Below are 15275 nucleotides of genomic sequence, written 5' to 3'. Positions count from 1 at the left end.
TTGATTGAAATCAGTCATCTTACAAAAAAATATGGCGCCAATGTGGCGGTAAATGATCTGAGTCTGACGTTGGAACCGGGTAATATCTACGGTTTTCTCGGACCAAACGGGGCTGGAAAGTCCACAACCATGAATATCATTACCGGTTACATTGGCGCATCGTCCGGTGAGGTAAAAATCAACGGATATGATATTAATAAAAATCCGGAGGAGGCAAAAAAATGTATCGGTTATCTGCCGGAGATTCCACCGGTATACGGAGATATGAAGGTTCTGGAATATCTGAAATTTGTGGCAGAACTGAAAAAACTGGATTCACATACCCGCAATGCAGATATCAGTCAGGTGATGGATCTGACAAAACTGCATGAAATGAAAGACCGTCTGATCCGGAATCTGTCCAAAGGATACCGTCAGCGTGTGGGGTTAGCACAGGCATTACTCGGCATGCCTGAGATCATTATTTTGGATGAGCCGACGGTGGGACTGGATCCGAAGCAGATTATTGAGATTCGCGATCTGATCCGCTCTTTGAAAGAAAAACATACTGTAATTCTGAGTTCCCATATTTTGCAGGAGATCAGTGCCGTGTGCGATCATGTGTTTATTATTTCAAAAGGAGCCTTGGTTGCCAGCGATTCTATGGAACATCTGGAAAGCCGTATGAGCGGTGCCCAGCAGCTGGACGTGGTAGTGCGTGGCACGAAAGAACAGCTGGAAGAACTTCATACACTGGATGGTGTGCAGGAGTGTAGGATCGTCCGGGAAGTTCCGGAGGAATCTGCGGAGTCTTCGGAAAATGATCTAACAGATGCGGCAGAAACCTCGGATTCTGATGCCGGAGAAAGGAACGACGAAGCAGCAGAATTTCATCTTTCTCTTATTGCCGGAGAAAACTGTGATCTGCGCGAGACGGTATTCCGTTATTGCGTGGAACATGATGTGGTATTGTTGGAACAAAAAGTTAATACGAAGACACTGGAAGATGTATTCCTGGAGCTGACTGGAAATGAGGAGGTGCGTGAGGCATGATCGCAATATTAAAAAGAGAGCTGAAGGCATACTTTACATCCGTGATCGGATGGATTTTCATGGCAGCATTTTTCTTTGTGTTTAATTTATATTTTGTAGCTAACAACCTGATTTACGGAACACCGTATCTTTCCTATTCCCTGAATAATGTGGCATTTGTATTGCTGATCATTATTCCAATCCTGGCAATGCGCAGCATGTCAGATGATCGCAGGACGAAAACAGATCAGTTGCTGTATACATCACCGGTTTCTGTTCCGAAAGTAATTCTCGGTAAGTTTCTGGCTCTGGTACTGGTGTTTTCTATCGTAGTCGGAGCTATCTGTCTGTGCCCGTTGCTGCTGTCTCGGTTTGGCAGCATACCGATGGCGGAGAGCTATGCTGCCATCCTCGGTCTGTGGCTGTACGGCTGCCTGTCCATCTCCATCTGTGTCTTTGTCTCTTCTTTGACAGAGAGTCAGGTGATTGCAGCAGTATTATCTTTTGCGTTACTGTTTATCGGCTATATGATGGAGGGAATCACAAGCATTATTTCCTCCAGTGGAAATACACTGACGAAAGTGCTGAACTGTCTGTCTACTTCCAGTGCACTGAATAATTTCAGTAACGGTATGCTGGATGTGGCCGGAATTATTTACTATGTCAGTGGTACGTTGCTGTTTCTGTTCCTGACCTGTCAGGTGGTACAGAAGCATCGCTGGTCTGTAAGCGCAAAGAAGATCCGTCGTGGTGTATTTAATTCCAGTTTTGTAGTGATCGGAATTGCCGTTGCAGTAGCAGTAAATGTATTTGCCGGACAGCTTCCGGAAAAAGTAAAAAGTGTGGATCTGACCACACAGAATCTGTATACACTGACGGATGACAGTGTAAAACTGATAAACAATCTGAAACAGGATGTGACATTGTATGTACTTTCAGCAGAGAACAGTGCGGATGATACCGTGGTTCGTACACTGGAAAACTATGAAGATGAATCTTCCCATATTAAAGTGGAGTATGTAGATCCTGCAGTTTCACCGAATTTCTATTCTTCTTATACAGATTCTGCACCATCAGATGGAAGTATCATTGCAGTCAGCGGAGAAAAATCGAAGGTAATAGATGCCAGCGATCTGTATGAGTATTCCGTGGATTATTCTACTTACACGCAGACAAAATCTGCTTACGATGGAGAAGGTCAGCTGACGAGTGCCATTAGTTATGTCACCAGTGATAATCAACCGAAGGTGTATGTGATCACCGGTCACGGGGAGTCTTCGCTGGACAGCAGTTTTCAGTCTGCCCTGGAGAAAATGAATATTTCGGTGGAAGAACTGACATTATTGCAGCAGGATGCAGTTCCGGATGATGCAGAAGGAATCATTATCAACGGACCGACAGCGGATTTTTCCGCAGATGATGCAGCAAAAATCAGTGCTTATCTGGCTGGAGGCGGTAAAGCAGTGATTACGACAGCTTATAATAAAACAGCAGATACACCGAATTTTGACAGCGTTCTGGCTGCTTATGATATCAGTGTAACAAGCGGAATGGTAATGGATTCTGACAATACACACTATTATCAGTATCCGTTCTATTTGCTGCCGGATGTCAAGAGTGCAACACAGACTTCAAAAGTAGACAAATATGTATTTCTGCCCTATGCACAGGCATTGAGCAATACCGGAGAGCATCCGGATACATTGGAGTGGACAGATTTGCTGACATCTTCTGACAGTGCCTATATCAAAACGGACGTGGCGAATATCCGTTCCATTGAAAAAGAAGCAACAGATCAGAGTGGTCAGTTTACATTGGCAGCGAACGTGACTGATAGTGAGACAGGAGCAGATATTACCATCGTGGGATCTTCTCTGGTATTCACCCAGGATGCGGATTCCGTCGTTGCCGGACAGAATCTTGCACTGTTCAAAGGCATTTTCAGTGGTACATCTGCTGCAGAATCCGCAGTTTCTATTGATGCAAAACAGTATACCTATTCGAATCTGTCTGTAAACCAGTCCGTTGCGATCATGAGTGAAACATTGCTGGTTATGGTGCTTCCAATCGTATTGATTGTAGCAGGTATTGTAATCTGGTATCGCAGACGGCGTGCATAATAGGAAAGGAACGGACTGTTTTATGAGAAAAAAACAATGGATCCTTTTATTGGTGGTCTTGGCTGCCTTTGTGGCGGCCACTGCCGGTATGAGAGGGTATCAGAATAAGCAGGACAAAAAAGAAGCACAGAAGGAAGAGGCGGAGAAAGTTTACGCATTGCAGTTTTCTTCAGATGATGTTACCGGAATTGCTTACGAAAAAGATGGTGAGTGGCTGGCATTTACAAAAAACGATGCTACATGGCACTGTGAGTCGGACACGGCGGCAGTTATTGACGGTGACAAGATGAAAACAATGCTGTCCTCTCTTGGAAGTATGACAGCGGACAATACCGTAGAAAGCCCGGCAGATATCGCACAGTACGGGTTGGATGAGCCATCCATGCAGGCAATTCTTACGTTTGCTGATGGAAGTGAAAAAACACTTACTTTTGGCAGCACAAATGCAATCATTGGCGGAACATATGTACAGATCAGTGATGATGCCAATGTGTATCTCGTTGGAAGCAGTTATGTCAATACAACACTGAATAAGAGTGTGGATGATTTGACCGTAGATGAAACGGAAGATGCAACAGATACTACAGAAAATACGACGGGTGATCAGACAGATGTACAAAGTGATGACACCAGTGAAAATAGCAGTGATGGTTCTGATATATCCATAGATGGTGTTGAGTAGTAAGGACAGGAAATAAAGAGGAATATGAAATTTTGAAATAATGAAATTTCAAAAGCAGAAAACAGGATTTCCCGGATACAAAAAAGAGACAGGAAGCAAAATAGAGGATGAGGTGTCTCCTCAAAGTTTGTTTTGTTTCCTGTCCCTTTTTATTGGCTTTTTTGTGTTATTTATCCGCTGGTTTCTTTGTATCTGTATCAGCAGGATGGGGTTCGTCTGATGTCATATGATACTTCGTATCTTTTCTGATTAAACGGTAGATAAAGGAATATGCCCAGAGCAGTACCGGAAGAACGATGGTTGCATAGACAGCTGCTTTCAGCAGATTGATGCACTGCTCACTGCCGATGAGTGCCAGTACCAGCGTGGATACATAGAGTCCGGCCAGGGCAATGACACCGATGAGAGCGGTGATCTGTTTTAGTTTTTTCATATCGTAAATTCTCCATTTCTATTTCTTTTGCATAAACATAGCTTAGCTTATTCCAGCGGTTGCGTCAAGAGTTCCGAACTTTGCAATGTGGGATTAAATGCGTCTTCAATCCGGCAGATCGGTTTGAAGTCCGGTACATAATTCTGGGGAAGTTCCCTTGGCGTCATGCCTGTGATGTCACGGAATACCCGGTTAAAGTGACGGATCGTGTCAAAGCCACATCGGGAGGCAACTTCAGTCACAGACAGTTTCTGTGTGGGATCCTGCAGCATGGCGATGGCATGTTCCAGCCGCACTGTGTTCAGATATCTGGAAAATGTCATGCCGGAAATCTTGCGGAAAAACCTCGAAAAATAAGGCTCGGAAAGTCCCATGAAAGAAGCCGCATCCGAAAATGTGATGTAACAGTAATTCCTTTCGATTTCTGTCAGTAGATTTTTGTAATTGGAGATGGAAGAATGTTCCGGCTGGGCGGTCATTGGTACGGTTGCCTCTTCCCGAAAGATCCGGATCATAAGCTGGAGGAGCAGCAGGCAGGTCTGCTGTTCGAAAAACGGTCTGCGTTGCTGCAGTTCTTCCTGAATCTGCGAGAACACGTGCAGAATATCATAGTCAGTGGATAATTTTGCACAACAGAGCTGGCAGCAGTTGGTCAGACTTGCAGTGAGTGCGGCATCAAATAATGTGATGGCGGTGATACTATCCGGATCACTTTTAATATAGTGGATTTCACCACTGCCAAGAAAGATGGCATCGCCTTCGGTCAGCAGATATTCCTGATGGTTATGGGAGACGGTGGCTTGCCCCTGCTCCACACAGATCAGTTCGTTCTCCAGATGCCAGTGTGGAAGATTGTGCAGATTGCGATAGCGGCCGGTCCAGACCCGTTCTGTTCCGTTGTAAGCTCTTTTCTCAAAATTTGCAAGCATCGATACGATTTCCCTCCGAATACATTTTCCCATAGATTAGCCAAAATGCGCAAAAGTGTATGTTGTGTGTTGCATGATACGCATCCCGTGGTATGAATGCCGATGACATTTATACCTGTTTTGGCAGATCTGTTTTTGTAAATTACTATTATTGTAACTGACAAGATAATAAATGTCTATAAATTGGATAATAATTTTCTTTTGCTTTTGACAGAAATGTTTTATGATAAGAACATAAGAAAATGATACGAAAACATAGTGATGGAGGGGGAAACAGATGGAACGTGAAAAAATTGCAGAGGTGATCCGATCCGGAAAGGCAGTACTTGGTATGGAATTTGGCTCCACCAGGATCAAAGCAGTTCTGGTAGATCCGGAGGGCAATCCAATCGCATCCGGCAGTCACGGTTGGGAGAACCGCCTTGAAAATCAGATTTGGACCTACAGTCTGAAGGATATCCGGGAAGGATTGCAGGACTGTTATGCGGGACTGAAACAGGATGTAAAGGAAAAATATGGCGAGACACTGACACAGCTTGCTGCCATGGGTTTCAGTGGTATGATGCATGGATACATGGCATTTGATAAAGACAATGAACTTCTGGTACCGCTCCGTACATGGAGAAATACGATGACAGAGGATGCGGCAAAAGAACTGTCGGAACTGCTTTCTTTTAATATCCCGCAGCGCTGGAGCGTGGCACATCTGTATCAGGCAATTTTAAATAAAGAGCCACATGTGGCTGAAATCCAGTATGTGACGACGCTGGCTGGTTATATCCACTGGATGCTGACCGGAGAAAAAGTCGTAGGTGTCGGAGAAGCATCCGGTATGTTCCCGATTGATTCCACGCAGAATGACTATGATCAGAGCATGGTCGATAAATTTGATGCATTATTACAGGAACAGGGCGTGGCATTGAAACTGCGGGAAATCTTCCCTGAGGTACTGGTAGCGGGCGAGCAGGCAGGCATTCTTACGGAAACAGGTGCGGCATGGTTGGATCCGTCCGGTGATCTGGAAGCAGGTATTCCGCTTTGTCCGCCGGAAGGAGATGCAGGCACTGGAATGACAGCGACCAACAGTGTGGCAGTCCGTACCGGAAACGTATCTGCAGGTACCAGTGTATTTGCTATGGTTGTTCTGGAACAGGCACTTTCTAAATATTATGAAGAGATTGATATGGTGACCACACCGGACGGAAAGCCAGTGGCAATGGTTCATTGCAACAACTGTACGTCTGACCTGAATGCATGGGTCGGACTGTTTGGGGAAGCCATGGAAGCTTTCGGAGTGAAACCGGATATGGATACACTTTACGGAACACTGTACCGTAAAGCGTTAGAAGGCGATGCAGACTGTGGCGGTCTTCTTGCATACAATTATTTTTCGGGCGAGAGTATTACCGGATTTGAAGAGGGACGTCCGCTGTTTGTCCGCAGACCGGACAGCAAGTTCAGTCTGGCAAACTTTATGCGGGTGCATCTGATGACTTCCCTCGGTGCCCTGAAAGTGGGTATGGATATTCTGGTAAAAGAAGAGCAAGTGCAGATTGACAAGATGCTGGGCCATGGTGGTCTCTTCCTGACCAAAGGGGTAGGACAGCGAATTATGGCAGCTGCAATGCAGACTCCGGTGTTCGTAATGGAGACAGCCGGTGAGGGCGGTGCATGGGGAATTGCAATTCTTGCATCGTATATGCAACAGAAAGCGGAAGGTGAGACACTTCCGGAATATCTGAATGCAAAAGTATTCCATGGCGAGGAAGGCAGTGTGATACAGCCGGATGCAGCCGATGTGGAAGGATTTGAACAGTTTATGACAGATTATAAAAAGGGTCTTGCCATTGAGCGTGCGGCAGTAGAACAGCTGCGATAAAAAATACGATAAGTCAGATCGTAAATTTTGATCATTTTGTATAGACACAGGAGTGGAAGATAGGAGGATTTTATCATGCTGGAGAAATTAAAGAAACAGGTTTATGAGGCAAATATGATGCTTCCTAACTATGGACTTGTGACATTTACCTGGGGAAATGTCAGTGGCATTGACCGTGCATCGGGTCTGTTTGTTATCAAACCGAGCGGAGTAGAATATGATCTGCTGACACCGGAGGATATGGTTGTTGTTGACTTGCAGGGTAATAAAGTAGAAGGACGCTATAATCCTTCTTCCGATACGGCTACTCATGTGGTACTTTACAATCGTTTCCCGGAGATTGGCGGTATTGTACATACCCATTCTTCCTGGGCAACAAGCTGGGCACAGGCGGGGCGTGATATTCCATGTTATGGAACCACGCATGCGGATTATATTTACGGGGAAGTTCCATGTGTCCGCAATCTGACCCAAAAAGAGATTGACGAGGCATATGAATACAATACGGGTGTGCTGATCGCAGATGAGTTTGAACGTCGTGGCAAAGATTACACCGCTGTCCCGGCGGTATTGTGCAAGAATCATGGTCCGTTTACCTGGGGTAAGGATGCTCATGAGGCAGTGCACAATGCAGTCGTTCTGGAAGAAGTGGCAAAGATGGCAGCTCGCTGTGAAATGATCAATCCGCAGAATCAGCCGGCGCCGCAGGAACTGCAGGACAAGCATTACTACCGCAAACATGGTGCAAATGCCTACTATGGACAGGGGAATGTTGAAAAATAGGATTTGTGAAAAATATAGCAGATATGTTATGCAACAATTACAATTTTCAGAATGAAAAATACAGGATTTAAATAAGTAGAAGTATTTTACAAGGAGGAATATAATTATGATTCAGCAGAAAAATTATAAGTTTTGGTTTTGTACCGGTTCTCAGGATTTATACGGAGATGAATGTCTCGCTCATGTGGCCGAGCATGCAAAAATCATCGTAAATGCACTGAATGCATCCGGAAATCTTCCATATGAAGTTGTCTGGAAACCGACTCTGATCACAAACGCACTGATCCGTCAGACATTTAACGAGGCAAATAACGATGAAAACTGTGCCGGTGTCATCACGTGGATGCATACATTCTCACCTGCAAAATCATGGATCCTTGGTCTGCAGGAGTACAGAAAACCGCTGCTTCACCTGCACACACAGTTCAACCGTGAGATTCCATATGATACGATCGACATGGATTTCATGAATGAGAACCAGTCTGCACACGGTGACCGTGAGTATGGTCATATTTTCAGCCGTCTTGGTATGGAGCGTAAAATCGTAGTAGGATATTGGGAAGATGAAGCAGTTCAGAAAAAAATCGGTTCCTGGATGCGTACCGCAGTTGGTATTGTAGAAAGCAGCCATGTCCGTGTAATGAGAATTGCAGATAATATGAGAAATGTTGCCGTTACTGAGGGTGACAAAGTAGAAGCACAGATTAAATTCGGCTGGGAAGTAGATGCTTACCCGGTAAATGAGATTGCAGAGGCAGTTGCAGCAGTTTCCCAGGCTGATATCGATACACTGGTAGAGGAATATTACAGCAAGTATCAGATCCTGTTAGAAGGAAGAGATGAGAAAGAATTCCGTAAACATGTAGAAGTACAGGCTGGCATTGAGATTGGATTTGAACGTTTCCTGGAGGAGAAAAACTATCAGGCCATCGTTACGCATTTCGGAGATCTGGGTGCATTAAAACAGCTGCCGGGACTGGCTATCCAGCGTCTGATGGAAAAAGGATACGGATTTGGCGGAGAAGGTGACTGGAAGACAGCCGCAATGGTCCGTGTCATGAAGATTATGACTCAGGGCATGAAAGATGCAAAAGGAACTTCCTTTATGGAAGATTATACTTATAATCTGGTTCCGGGAAAAGAAGGCATACTGGAAGCACATATGCTGGAGGTCTGCCCGAGTATTGCAGATGGTCCGATCAGCATCAAGGAGCAGCCACTTTCCATGGGTGACAGAGAAGATCCTGCCCGTCTGGTATTTACGGCAAAGACTGGTCCGGGTATTGCAACTTCCCTGATTGACCTGGGCGATCGTTTCCGTCTGCTCATCAACGATGTGGACTGCAAGAAAACAGAAAAACCGATGCCGAAGCTTCCGGTTGCAACTGCATTCTGGACACCGCAGCCGAATCTGATCACAGGTGCGGAAGCATGGATCCTCGCAGGTGGTGCGCATCATACTGCATTCTCTTACGATCTGACAGCAGAGCAGATGGGAGACTGGGCAGATGCTATGGGTATTGAAGCTGTTTACATTGACAAAGATACAACCATCCGCCAGTTAAAGAACGAACTGCGTTGGAATGCACTTGCTTACAGAAAGTAGGAAGTCGAAGGCACATCCTCGCGGAGCGTTTATCTCAGTCGGAGATTGTACTCCCCCTGAGAAAGACTTGTTATTACTCACCACTTGCAGAAGTGGGAGTCTTCTCGACTGAGATAAAAAATACCGTCACCGGTCAGCAGATCAGTGGCGGTATCTTTTCGTGGGAAAGAGAGAACTTTCTCACAATAATAGGGGAGGATAAGTTAAAAAACTTGTCTTTTGTGCCGGAAAGCCGGCCCGGCGGCAAACTGTATGGGGGTAATTCAAGTCGAATCTGCCGCCTGTTTAAAGTGTAACCACAGGCAGCAGATTTATTCAAAAAAATTCAGTTTACAAACACTGTGTATATGAGGTATACTAAAACATGCAGTAAATCGCACTTATGAATAAAAAATAAAAGGTGGTAAAAATAATGGGATTATTACAGGATTGGCAGGCAATTGCCTTTAATGAAAAAGCAGACAGGGGTCAGCTGCAGAATTTCTGGAGCCGCTACTTCGCAATCGAGAAAAGTGTATATGAGAAACTTCTCTCCAATCCGGATGAAGCAGTAGAAGGAACTGTCAAAGAACTGGCAGAGCGTTTCGAGATCGAAGTAATGGCTATGGTAGGATTTCTGGATGGTATCGACGAGAGTCTTGTTACTCCGAACAACCTGGAAGATCTGACAGAAGATTCTCATGTGAGTCTTGCTTTCGATAAAGAAAAATTATACAAAAACATGGTAGAAGCAAAGGCTGACTGGTTATACGAGCTTCCACAGTGGAAAGAGATCTTCTCTGAGGAGAAATTAAAACAGTTATACACAGAGCAGAAGAAATCCGGCACTGTTGTAAAAGAAACAAAAGTATATCCGAACGATCCGTGTCCATGCGGAAGCGGTAAGAAATACAAAAAATGCTGTGGCAGAAATAAATAATAAAAAAATGTAGATTTTTGTGATCTGTGGTGGAGTAACCTCTGCCACAGGTTTTTTATTTTCATACACAATAACATACTTTCTTGTATAAAAAGAATAAAAATGCGCACACTTTCTTCGTATGAAAGAAAAAGGAGGAAGTTGCCATGACGCAATTGAATTGTTCTGTAACAAGCTGCCTGTATAATCAGGATCATTATTGTTCCAAAGATGATATCACTGTGGGAGGTTCTAATGCAAAACGAACCAGTGATACCTGCTGTGAGAGCTTTCGTGAGAGAAACGGAAGTATGTGTAATTCTACCGGGCAGGCCAGCAGTACCGTAGATATCGACTGCGAGGCGACAAGCTGCGTACACAATTGTGGGTGTAAATGCTGTGCAGACAGCATTGGTATCGGCGGTGGCAGTCAGGCCTGCCATTGTAAAGATACCGAATGTGCAGATTTTTGCTGTAAGTAATGCGATATGAGATTACAGAACAGGAAGAAAATCATTAAAATGTCGAGAAATGTCGACGAAATTTTCCTATATTTGTTTGACTTTTGGGAAAAATGTCTGGATGCTTGTCATTCAGGCATTTTTTTTGCTGTCCGGGCGGAAATACCTATTGATTTTTAGGGATAAATGTTTTACTATTTATATAAAAGTGGGTGAAAGTGGTGCAAAAGGGTAGAAAGTGGATAAGGTGGATAACTTTGTGGATAACCAAAGCACCGTTTTGATAGAACGGAAGGCAGGTGTTTTCAATGGGACGCGGATTTAAGGGCGAATACAATCATACCGTAGATGCCAAGGGCAGACTGATTGTGCCGGCAAAATTCCGCGAAGCTCTGGGAGAAACATTTGTAGTGACAAAGGGTCTGGATGGCTGCCTGTTTTTGTATCCGAATGAGGAGTGGGCGATCATAGAGACAAAATTCCGGGAACTCCCTTTGACAACGAAAGATGCACGTAAACTGTCAAGATTTTTCTTCGCCGGTGCAGCTGACTGTGAAGTGGACAAACAGGGTCGAATACTGTTGCCCGCTGTTTTGCGCGATTTTGCGGCAATCGGAAAAGAAGTTGTGTTAGTCGGAGTTCTGAACCGGGTGGAAATCTGGAGTAAGGAACGCTGGCTGGGCGAGAATGAGTATGAAGATATGGATGAGGCGGCAGAACATATGGCAGCGTTGGGATTAAGTATATAGCTGCACAGAAAATGGTTGTCTGCTTTATCACAGGAAAGTAGATTTTTAAGGAGGAATGCGATAAATGGATTTTTCGCATGTGTCGGTTTTGCTGAAAGAAACCGTAGGAAATCTGATCACTGATCCGAATGGTATTTATGTAGACGGTACGTTGGGCGGCGCCGGGCACAGTTATGAAATATGCAGCCGGCTGTCTGAGCAGGGACGTCTGATCGGGATCGATCAGGATGCGGACGCAATTGCAGCAGCGACCAAGAGGCTGGAGCCTTTCAAAGATAAAGTGACGATCATAAGAAGCAATTATTGTGAGATGCCGGCAAGACTCCGAGAGATCGGTATTCAGAATGTAGACGGTATTATGTTGGATCTCGGGGTTTCTTCCTATCAATTGGATGAACCGGCAAGGGGGTTTACCTATAAGGATGAACATGCACCGTTGGACATGCGGATGGATCAGCGTCAGGCTATGACAGCAAAAGATATTCTGGCAGAATATAGCGAACAGGAACTTTACCGGATGATCCGCGATTATGGAGAGGATAAGTTTGCGAAAAATATTGCAAAGCATATTGTTCAGGCCAGACAGGAAGCACCCATCGAGACAACGGGTCAGTTAAATGAAATCATCCGGGCGGCAATTCCGGCAAAAGTCCGGGCTACAGGAGGACATCCTGCAAAGCGCACGTATCAGGCGATCCGTATTGAGTTGAACCATGAGCTGGATGTACTGGAGAATTCACTGGATGAGATGATCCGGATGCTGAATCCGGGAGGAAGGTTATGTATCATTACATTCCATTCACTGGAAGATCGCATCGTAAAGACGAATTTTAAGAAAAATGAAAATCCATGTACCTGTCCACCGGATTTTCCGGTGTGTGTATGCGGAAAAAAATCATTGGGGAAAATGCTGACACGCAAACCGATTCTCCCATCGGAGGAAGAACTGGAATATAACAAACGTTCAAAAAGTGCAAAACTGCGTGTGTTTGAGCGGAGATAAAAGAAACAGATAATTATTAAAACAGAAGGTGTATAAGAAAATGGAAAGTAGAGACAGACATTATCGTCGGGATTCGTATATTGAAGGCAATGTAGTCAGACAAAGAGAGAGTGTGCCGGGCAGAAGTGTACAGCCGGCAGAAAAAACAAGAGAACAGCTGCATCAGGAGCGTATGAGAAAAAATGCGGCCCGCCAGAATCAGCAGAGAGCCATGGCAATGGATCGCGGATATGTAGCATTTCTTGCAGCTGCAACGGTTGTCTGTTTTCTGGTCTGTGCCATTTTTATCTATCTGCAGTCAGATGTGACCACCAGAATGGCAAATATTGCATCGATTGAGAGCCAGATTGCCGAGGTAAAGGCAGATAATGTGGCAGCAGAGAAACGTCTGGAGACTACCATGAATCTGGATCAGATCAAGGAAGCAGCCAAAAATCTGGGACTGATCATGCCGGGGAGTGAGCAGGTTCGTTACTATTCTGTGGAAAACAGTGATTATATGAATCAATATGGGGAAATTCCATCTAACTAATGTACTCTCGGAGGAGATAGAATGAGACCCGGAAGACGAAAAAAAATTAAAAAGACAGAAAAGACATACAAATTTCTCACCAGAATGAAAGGAAAAATGCTGTTTGTATTTTTTATTATCATAGCAGTTCTGATCGCACTGGTGGGACGTTTGGCATATATACAATTAAAAAGCGGGGACAGGTATGCAAGAATTATACTGAACCAGCAGGAATACAGCAGTAAGACGATACCGTTCCGCAGGGGTGACATTGTAGATAGAAAGGGGACCGTCCTGGCGACGAGTACAGATGTTTACAATGTCATTTTAGATTGCAGTGTTCTGACATCCAGGGAACAGTATTTGGAGCCGACCATCGCGGCAATGGTGCAGTGTTTTGGCGTAGACGAAACAGAACTTCGGGCATACGTCAGTGAAAATCCGAAAAAGCGTTATTATAAAGTCATGGACAAGCTGCCTTACGAAGAAATCGCGCAGTTTGAGGATTTACAAAATGACGAAAAAAATGGGAAAAATATCAAGGGTGTGTGGTTTGAGAAAGAATATATCAGGGAGCATCCGTATGATACGTTGGCAAGTACACTGCTTGGGTTTACGACATCCGGTAATGTTGGAATTGGCGGGCTGGAGGATTATTATAATGAGACACTCAATGGAGTGGACGGAAAAGAATATGGTTACGTAAATGATGATTCCAACTATGAAATCAAGGTAAAAGAGGCTGCGGATGGTAATACATTGGTGTCAACCATTGATGCAAACCTGCAGTCTATCACAGAAAACAAAATTGCAGAATTCAATAATGCGATGAAGGACGGTCAGAATGAGGGTGCCAAAAATATCGGTGTTATCATGATGGATCCGAACACAGGAGAAGTGTTGGCTATGGCGACAAACCGTACATACAGCCTTCAGAATCCCTGGAATCTGGATACGTTGCGTTACCTTTCCGCAGATGAGAGCACAAAGGCGATTCATCAGGCAGAACGTATAGAATTAAAGAAATACTATGATACAGATACCATTGATGCAATGACGGAAGAAGCGTGGAATGCTGCCTTAAGTGAACATTACACGGAGGATCAGTTAAGCAATATACGGAATACGGCACAGTTAAATCAGGTATGGAATAATTTCTGTATTTCTTCCACTTATGAACCTGGATCTACGGCAAAACCTTTTACGGTGGCTACCGGACTGGACAGCGGAACCCTGACCGGTAATGAGACTTATTACTGTGATGGTGGAGAGACGATTTCCGGACATCATATCAGTTGTATCAAGCGGGCAGGCCATGGGGTTGAAACAATTCAGCAGTCATTGGAGAATTCCTGTAATGATGCGTTGATGCAGATGTCTTATGCCATCGGGCCAGCTAATTTCAGCCGGTATCAGCACATTTTTAATTTTGGCTTAAAGACAAATATTGATCTTCCGGGAGAGGCACGGACAGATTCTCTGATTTATCCGGAAGATCAGCTGAGTACTATCAATCTTGCAACGAATTCTTTCGGACAAAGTTACAATGTTACGATGGTCCAGATGATAACAGGTTACTGCTCTCTGATCAATGGTGGAAAATATTATCAGCCGCATATGGTATCCAAAATTACTGATGCAAACGGAAATACAGTTCAGAATATTGAGCCGACGCTGATCAAAGAGACTATATCCGAGGAGACATCGGCTACGATCCGTCAGTATCTGCAGGGGGTCATTGTCAATGGATCCGGTAAAAAAGCGAAAGTGGACGGTTATTCTATGGGTGGAAAAACCGGTACTGCGCAGAAATTACCGCGTTCAGCCAGAAAATACCTGGTATCTTTTATAGGTTCCGTGCCGGCAGATAATCCGCAGGTAGCGATTTACGTTGTTGTAGATGAAGCAAATTCCGAAGATCAGGCACACAGTTATTATGCACAGAGCATTGCGCGGGAAATTCTGAAGGAAGCATTACCATATCTCGGTATTTATCCGGATGAGGAACTGACGGGTGTCAACGAAGGTGTTGGTATTACCGGAGAGGGCATTCAGGTAGAACAGACACCAGAGTCCATGGACAGTGAAGTGCCGACAGAGGCACCACAGTCTGCAGAAGGAGAGCCTTCCGGGCAATAAGAAAATACATGCATAGAGAGTAGTTTTCCGGAATAGGATACATAATAATCGATCTGTGTTCCGGGGGGGAC

Annotated in this window: 14 protein-coding genes; 12 read left to right on the top strand and 2 right to left on the bottom strand. The window is 44.6% G+C overall.

The annotated features are described in order from the left end of the window. The 3 genes from HMPREF0373_RS02315 to HMPREF0373_RS02305 are packed head-to-tail and all read left to right on the top strand — an operon-like array spanning position 1 to position 3813. On the top strand, positions 1–1032 hold the full coding sequence (locus HMPREF0373_RS02315; protein WP_021737957.1) for an ABC transporter ATP-binding protein: 1032 nt from the start codon (positions 1–3) through the stop codon (positions 1030–1032). Beyond that, positions 1029–3131: a Gldg family protein gene (locus HMPREF0373_RS02310; RefSeq protein WP_021737956.1), complete on the top strand. Its 2103-nt coding sequence runs from the start codon at positions 1029–1031 to the stop codon at positions 3129–3131. Before HMPREF0373_RS02315 ends, HMPREF0373_RS02310 begins: the two co-directional genes overlap by 4 nt. Positions 3132–3153: 22 nt before the next feature. Then, positions 3154–3813, top strand: a complete 660-nt coding sequence (locus tag HMPREF0373_RS02305; protein WP_021737955.1) for a DUF4340 domain-containing protein — start codon at positions 3154–3156, stop codon at positions 3811–3813. Positions 3814–3979: 166 nt separating this feature from the next. On the opposite strand, the gene HMPREF0373_RS02300 is transcribed toward HMPREF0373_RS02305, so the two are convergent. Next, complete coding sequence (locus HMPREF0373_RS02300) at positions 3980–4246, bottom strand: hypothetical protein (protein WP_021737954.1); 267 nt, start codon at positions 4244–4246, stop codon at positions 3980–3982. Between the two features lie 47 nt (positions 4247–4293). After that, entirely contained in the window at positions 4294–5175 is an 882-nt protein-coding gene (locus HMPREF0373_RS02295) for a helix-turn-helix transcriptional regulator (RefSeq protein ID WP_022036529.1), read from the bottom strand. 277 nt (positions 5176–5452) lie between these two features. Between HMPREF0373_RS02295 and HMPREF0373_RS02290 the strand changes: the two genes are divergently transcribed. From HMPREF0373_RS02290 to HMPREF0373_RS02250, 9 genes are all read left to right on the top strand, one after another. Beyond that, positions 5453–7054, top strand: coding sequence for a xylulokinase (locus HMPREF0373_RS02290; RefSeq protein WP_021737952.1), 1602 nt, complete (start codon positions 5453–5455; stop codon positions 7052–7054). A 75-nt stretch (positions 7055–7129) separates the two neighbouring features. After that, on the top strand, positions 7130–7837 hold the full coding sequence (locus HMPREF0373_RS02285; RefSeq protein ID WP_021737951.1) for an L-ribulose-5-phosphate 4-epimerase: 708 nt from the start codon (positions 7130–7132) through the stop codon (positions 7835–7837). 106 nt (positions 7838–7943) lie between these two features. Beyond that, positions 7944–9443 carry an L-arabinose isomerase gene (araA, locus tag HMPREF0373_RS02280; RefSeq protein ID WP_021737950.1) on the top strand — a complete coding sequence of 500 codons (1500 nt, stop codon included), beginning with the start codon at positions 7944–7946 and terminating at the stop codon, positions 9441–9443. A gap of 412 nt (positions 9444–9855) precedes the next feature. Then, the gene (locus tag HMPREF0373_RS02275; protein WP_021737948.1) at positions 9856–10362 is read left to right on the top strand and encodes an SEC-C metal-binding domain-containing protein; all 507 of its coding nucleotides are present in this window, start codon (positions 9856–9858) and stop codon (positions 10360–10362) included. A gap of 146 nt (positions 10363–10508) precedes the next feature. Continuing rightward, entirely contained in the window at positions 10509–10823 is a 315-nt protein-coding gene (locus tag HMPREF0373_RS02270) for a DUF1540 domain-containing protein (RefSeq protein WP_021737947.1), read from the top strand. 287 nt (positions 10824–11110) lie between these two features. Next, on the top strand, positions 11111–11551 hold the full coding sequence (gene mraZ, locus HMPREF0373_RS02265; protein ID WP_021737945.1) for a division/cell wall cluster transcriptional repressor MraZ: 441 nt from the start codon (positions 11111–11113) through the stop codon (positions 11549–11551). Between the two features lie 64 nt (positions 11552–11615). Further along, on the top strand, positions 11616–12554 hold the full coding sequence (gene rsmH / locus HMPREF0373_RS02260; RefSeq protein WP_021737944.1) for a 16S rRNA (cytosine(1402)-N(4))-methyltransferase RsmH: 939 nt from the start codon (positions 11616–11618) through the stop codon (positions 12552–12554). Positions 12555–12594: 40 nt separating this feature from the next. Further along, positions 12595–13086 (top strand): hypothetical protein, encoded by a 492-nt coding sequence (locus HMPREF0373_RS02255; protein WP_021737943.1) that lies wholly within the window; start codon positions 12595–12597, stop codon positions 13084–13086. 21 nt (positions 13087–13107) lie between these two features. Further along, the gene (locus HMPREF0373_RS02250) at positions 13108–15204 is read left to right on the top strand and encodes a peptidoglycan D,D-transpeptidase FtsI family protein (RefSeq protein WP_021737942.1); all 2097 of its coding nucleotides are present in this window, start codon (positions 13108–13110) and stop codon (positions 15202–15204) included. The last annotated feature ends 71 nt before the right edge of the window (positions 15205–15275 follow it).

It is taken from the genome of Eubacterium ramulus ATCC 29099 (genome assembly GCF_000469345.1).
Classification (GTDB): Bacteria; Bacillota; Clostridia; order Lachnospirales; family Lachnospiraceae; genus Eubacterium_I; species Eubacterium_I ramulus.
This window is presented reverse-complemented; position numbering and strand designations above follow the sequence as displayed.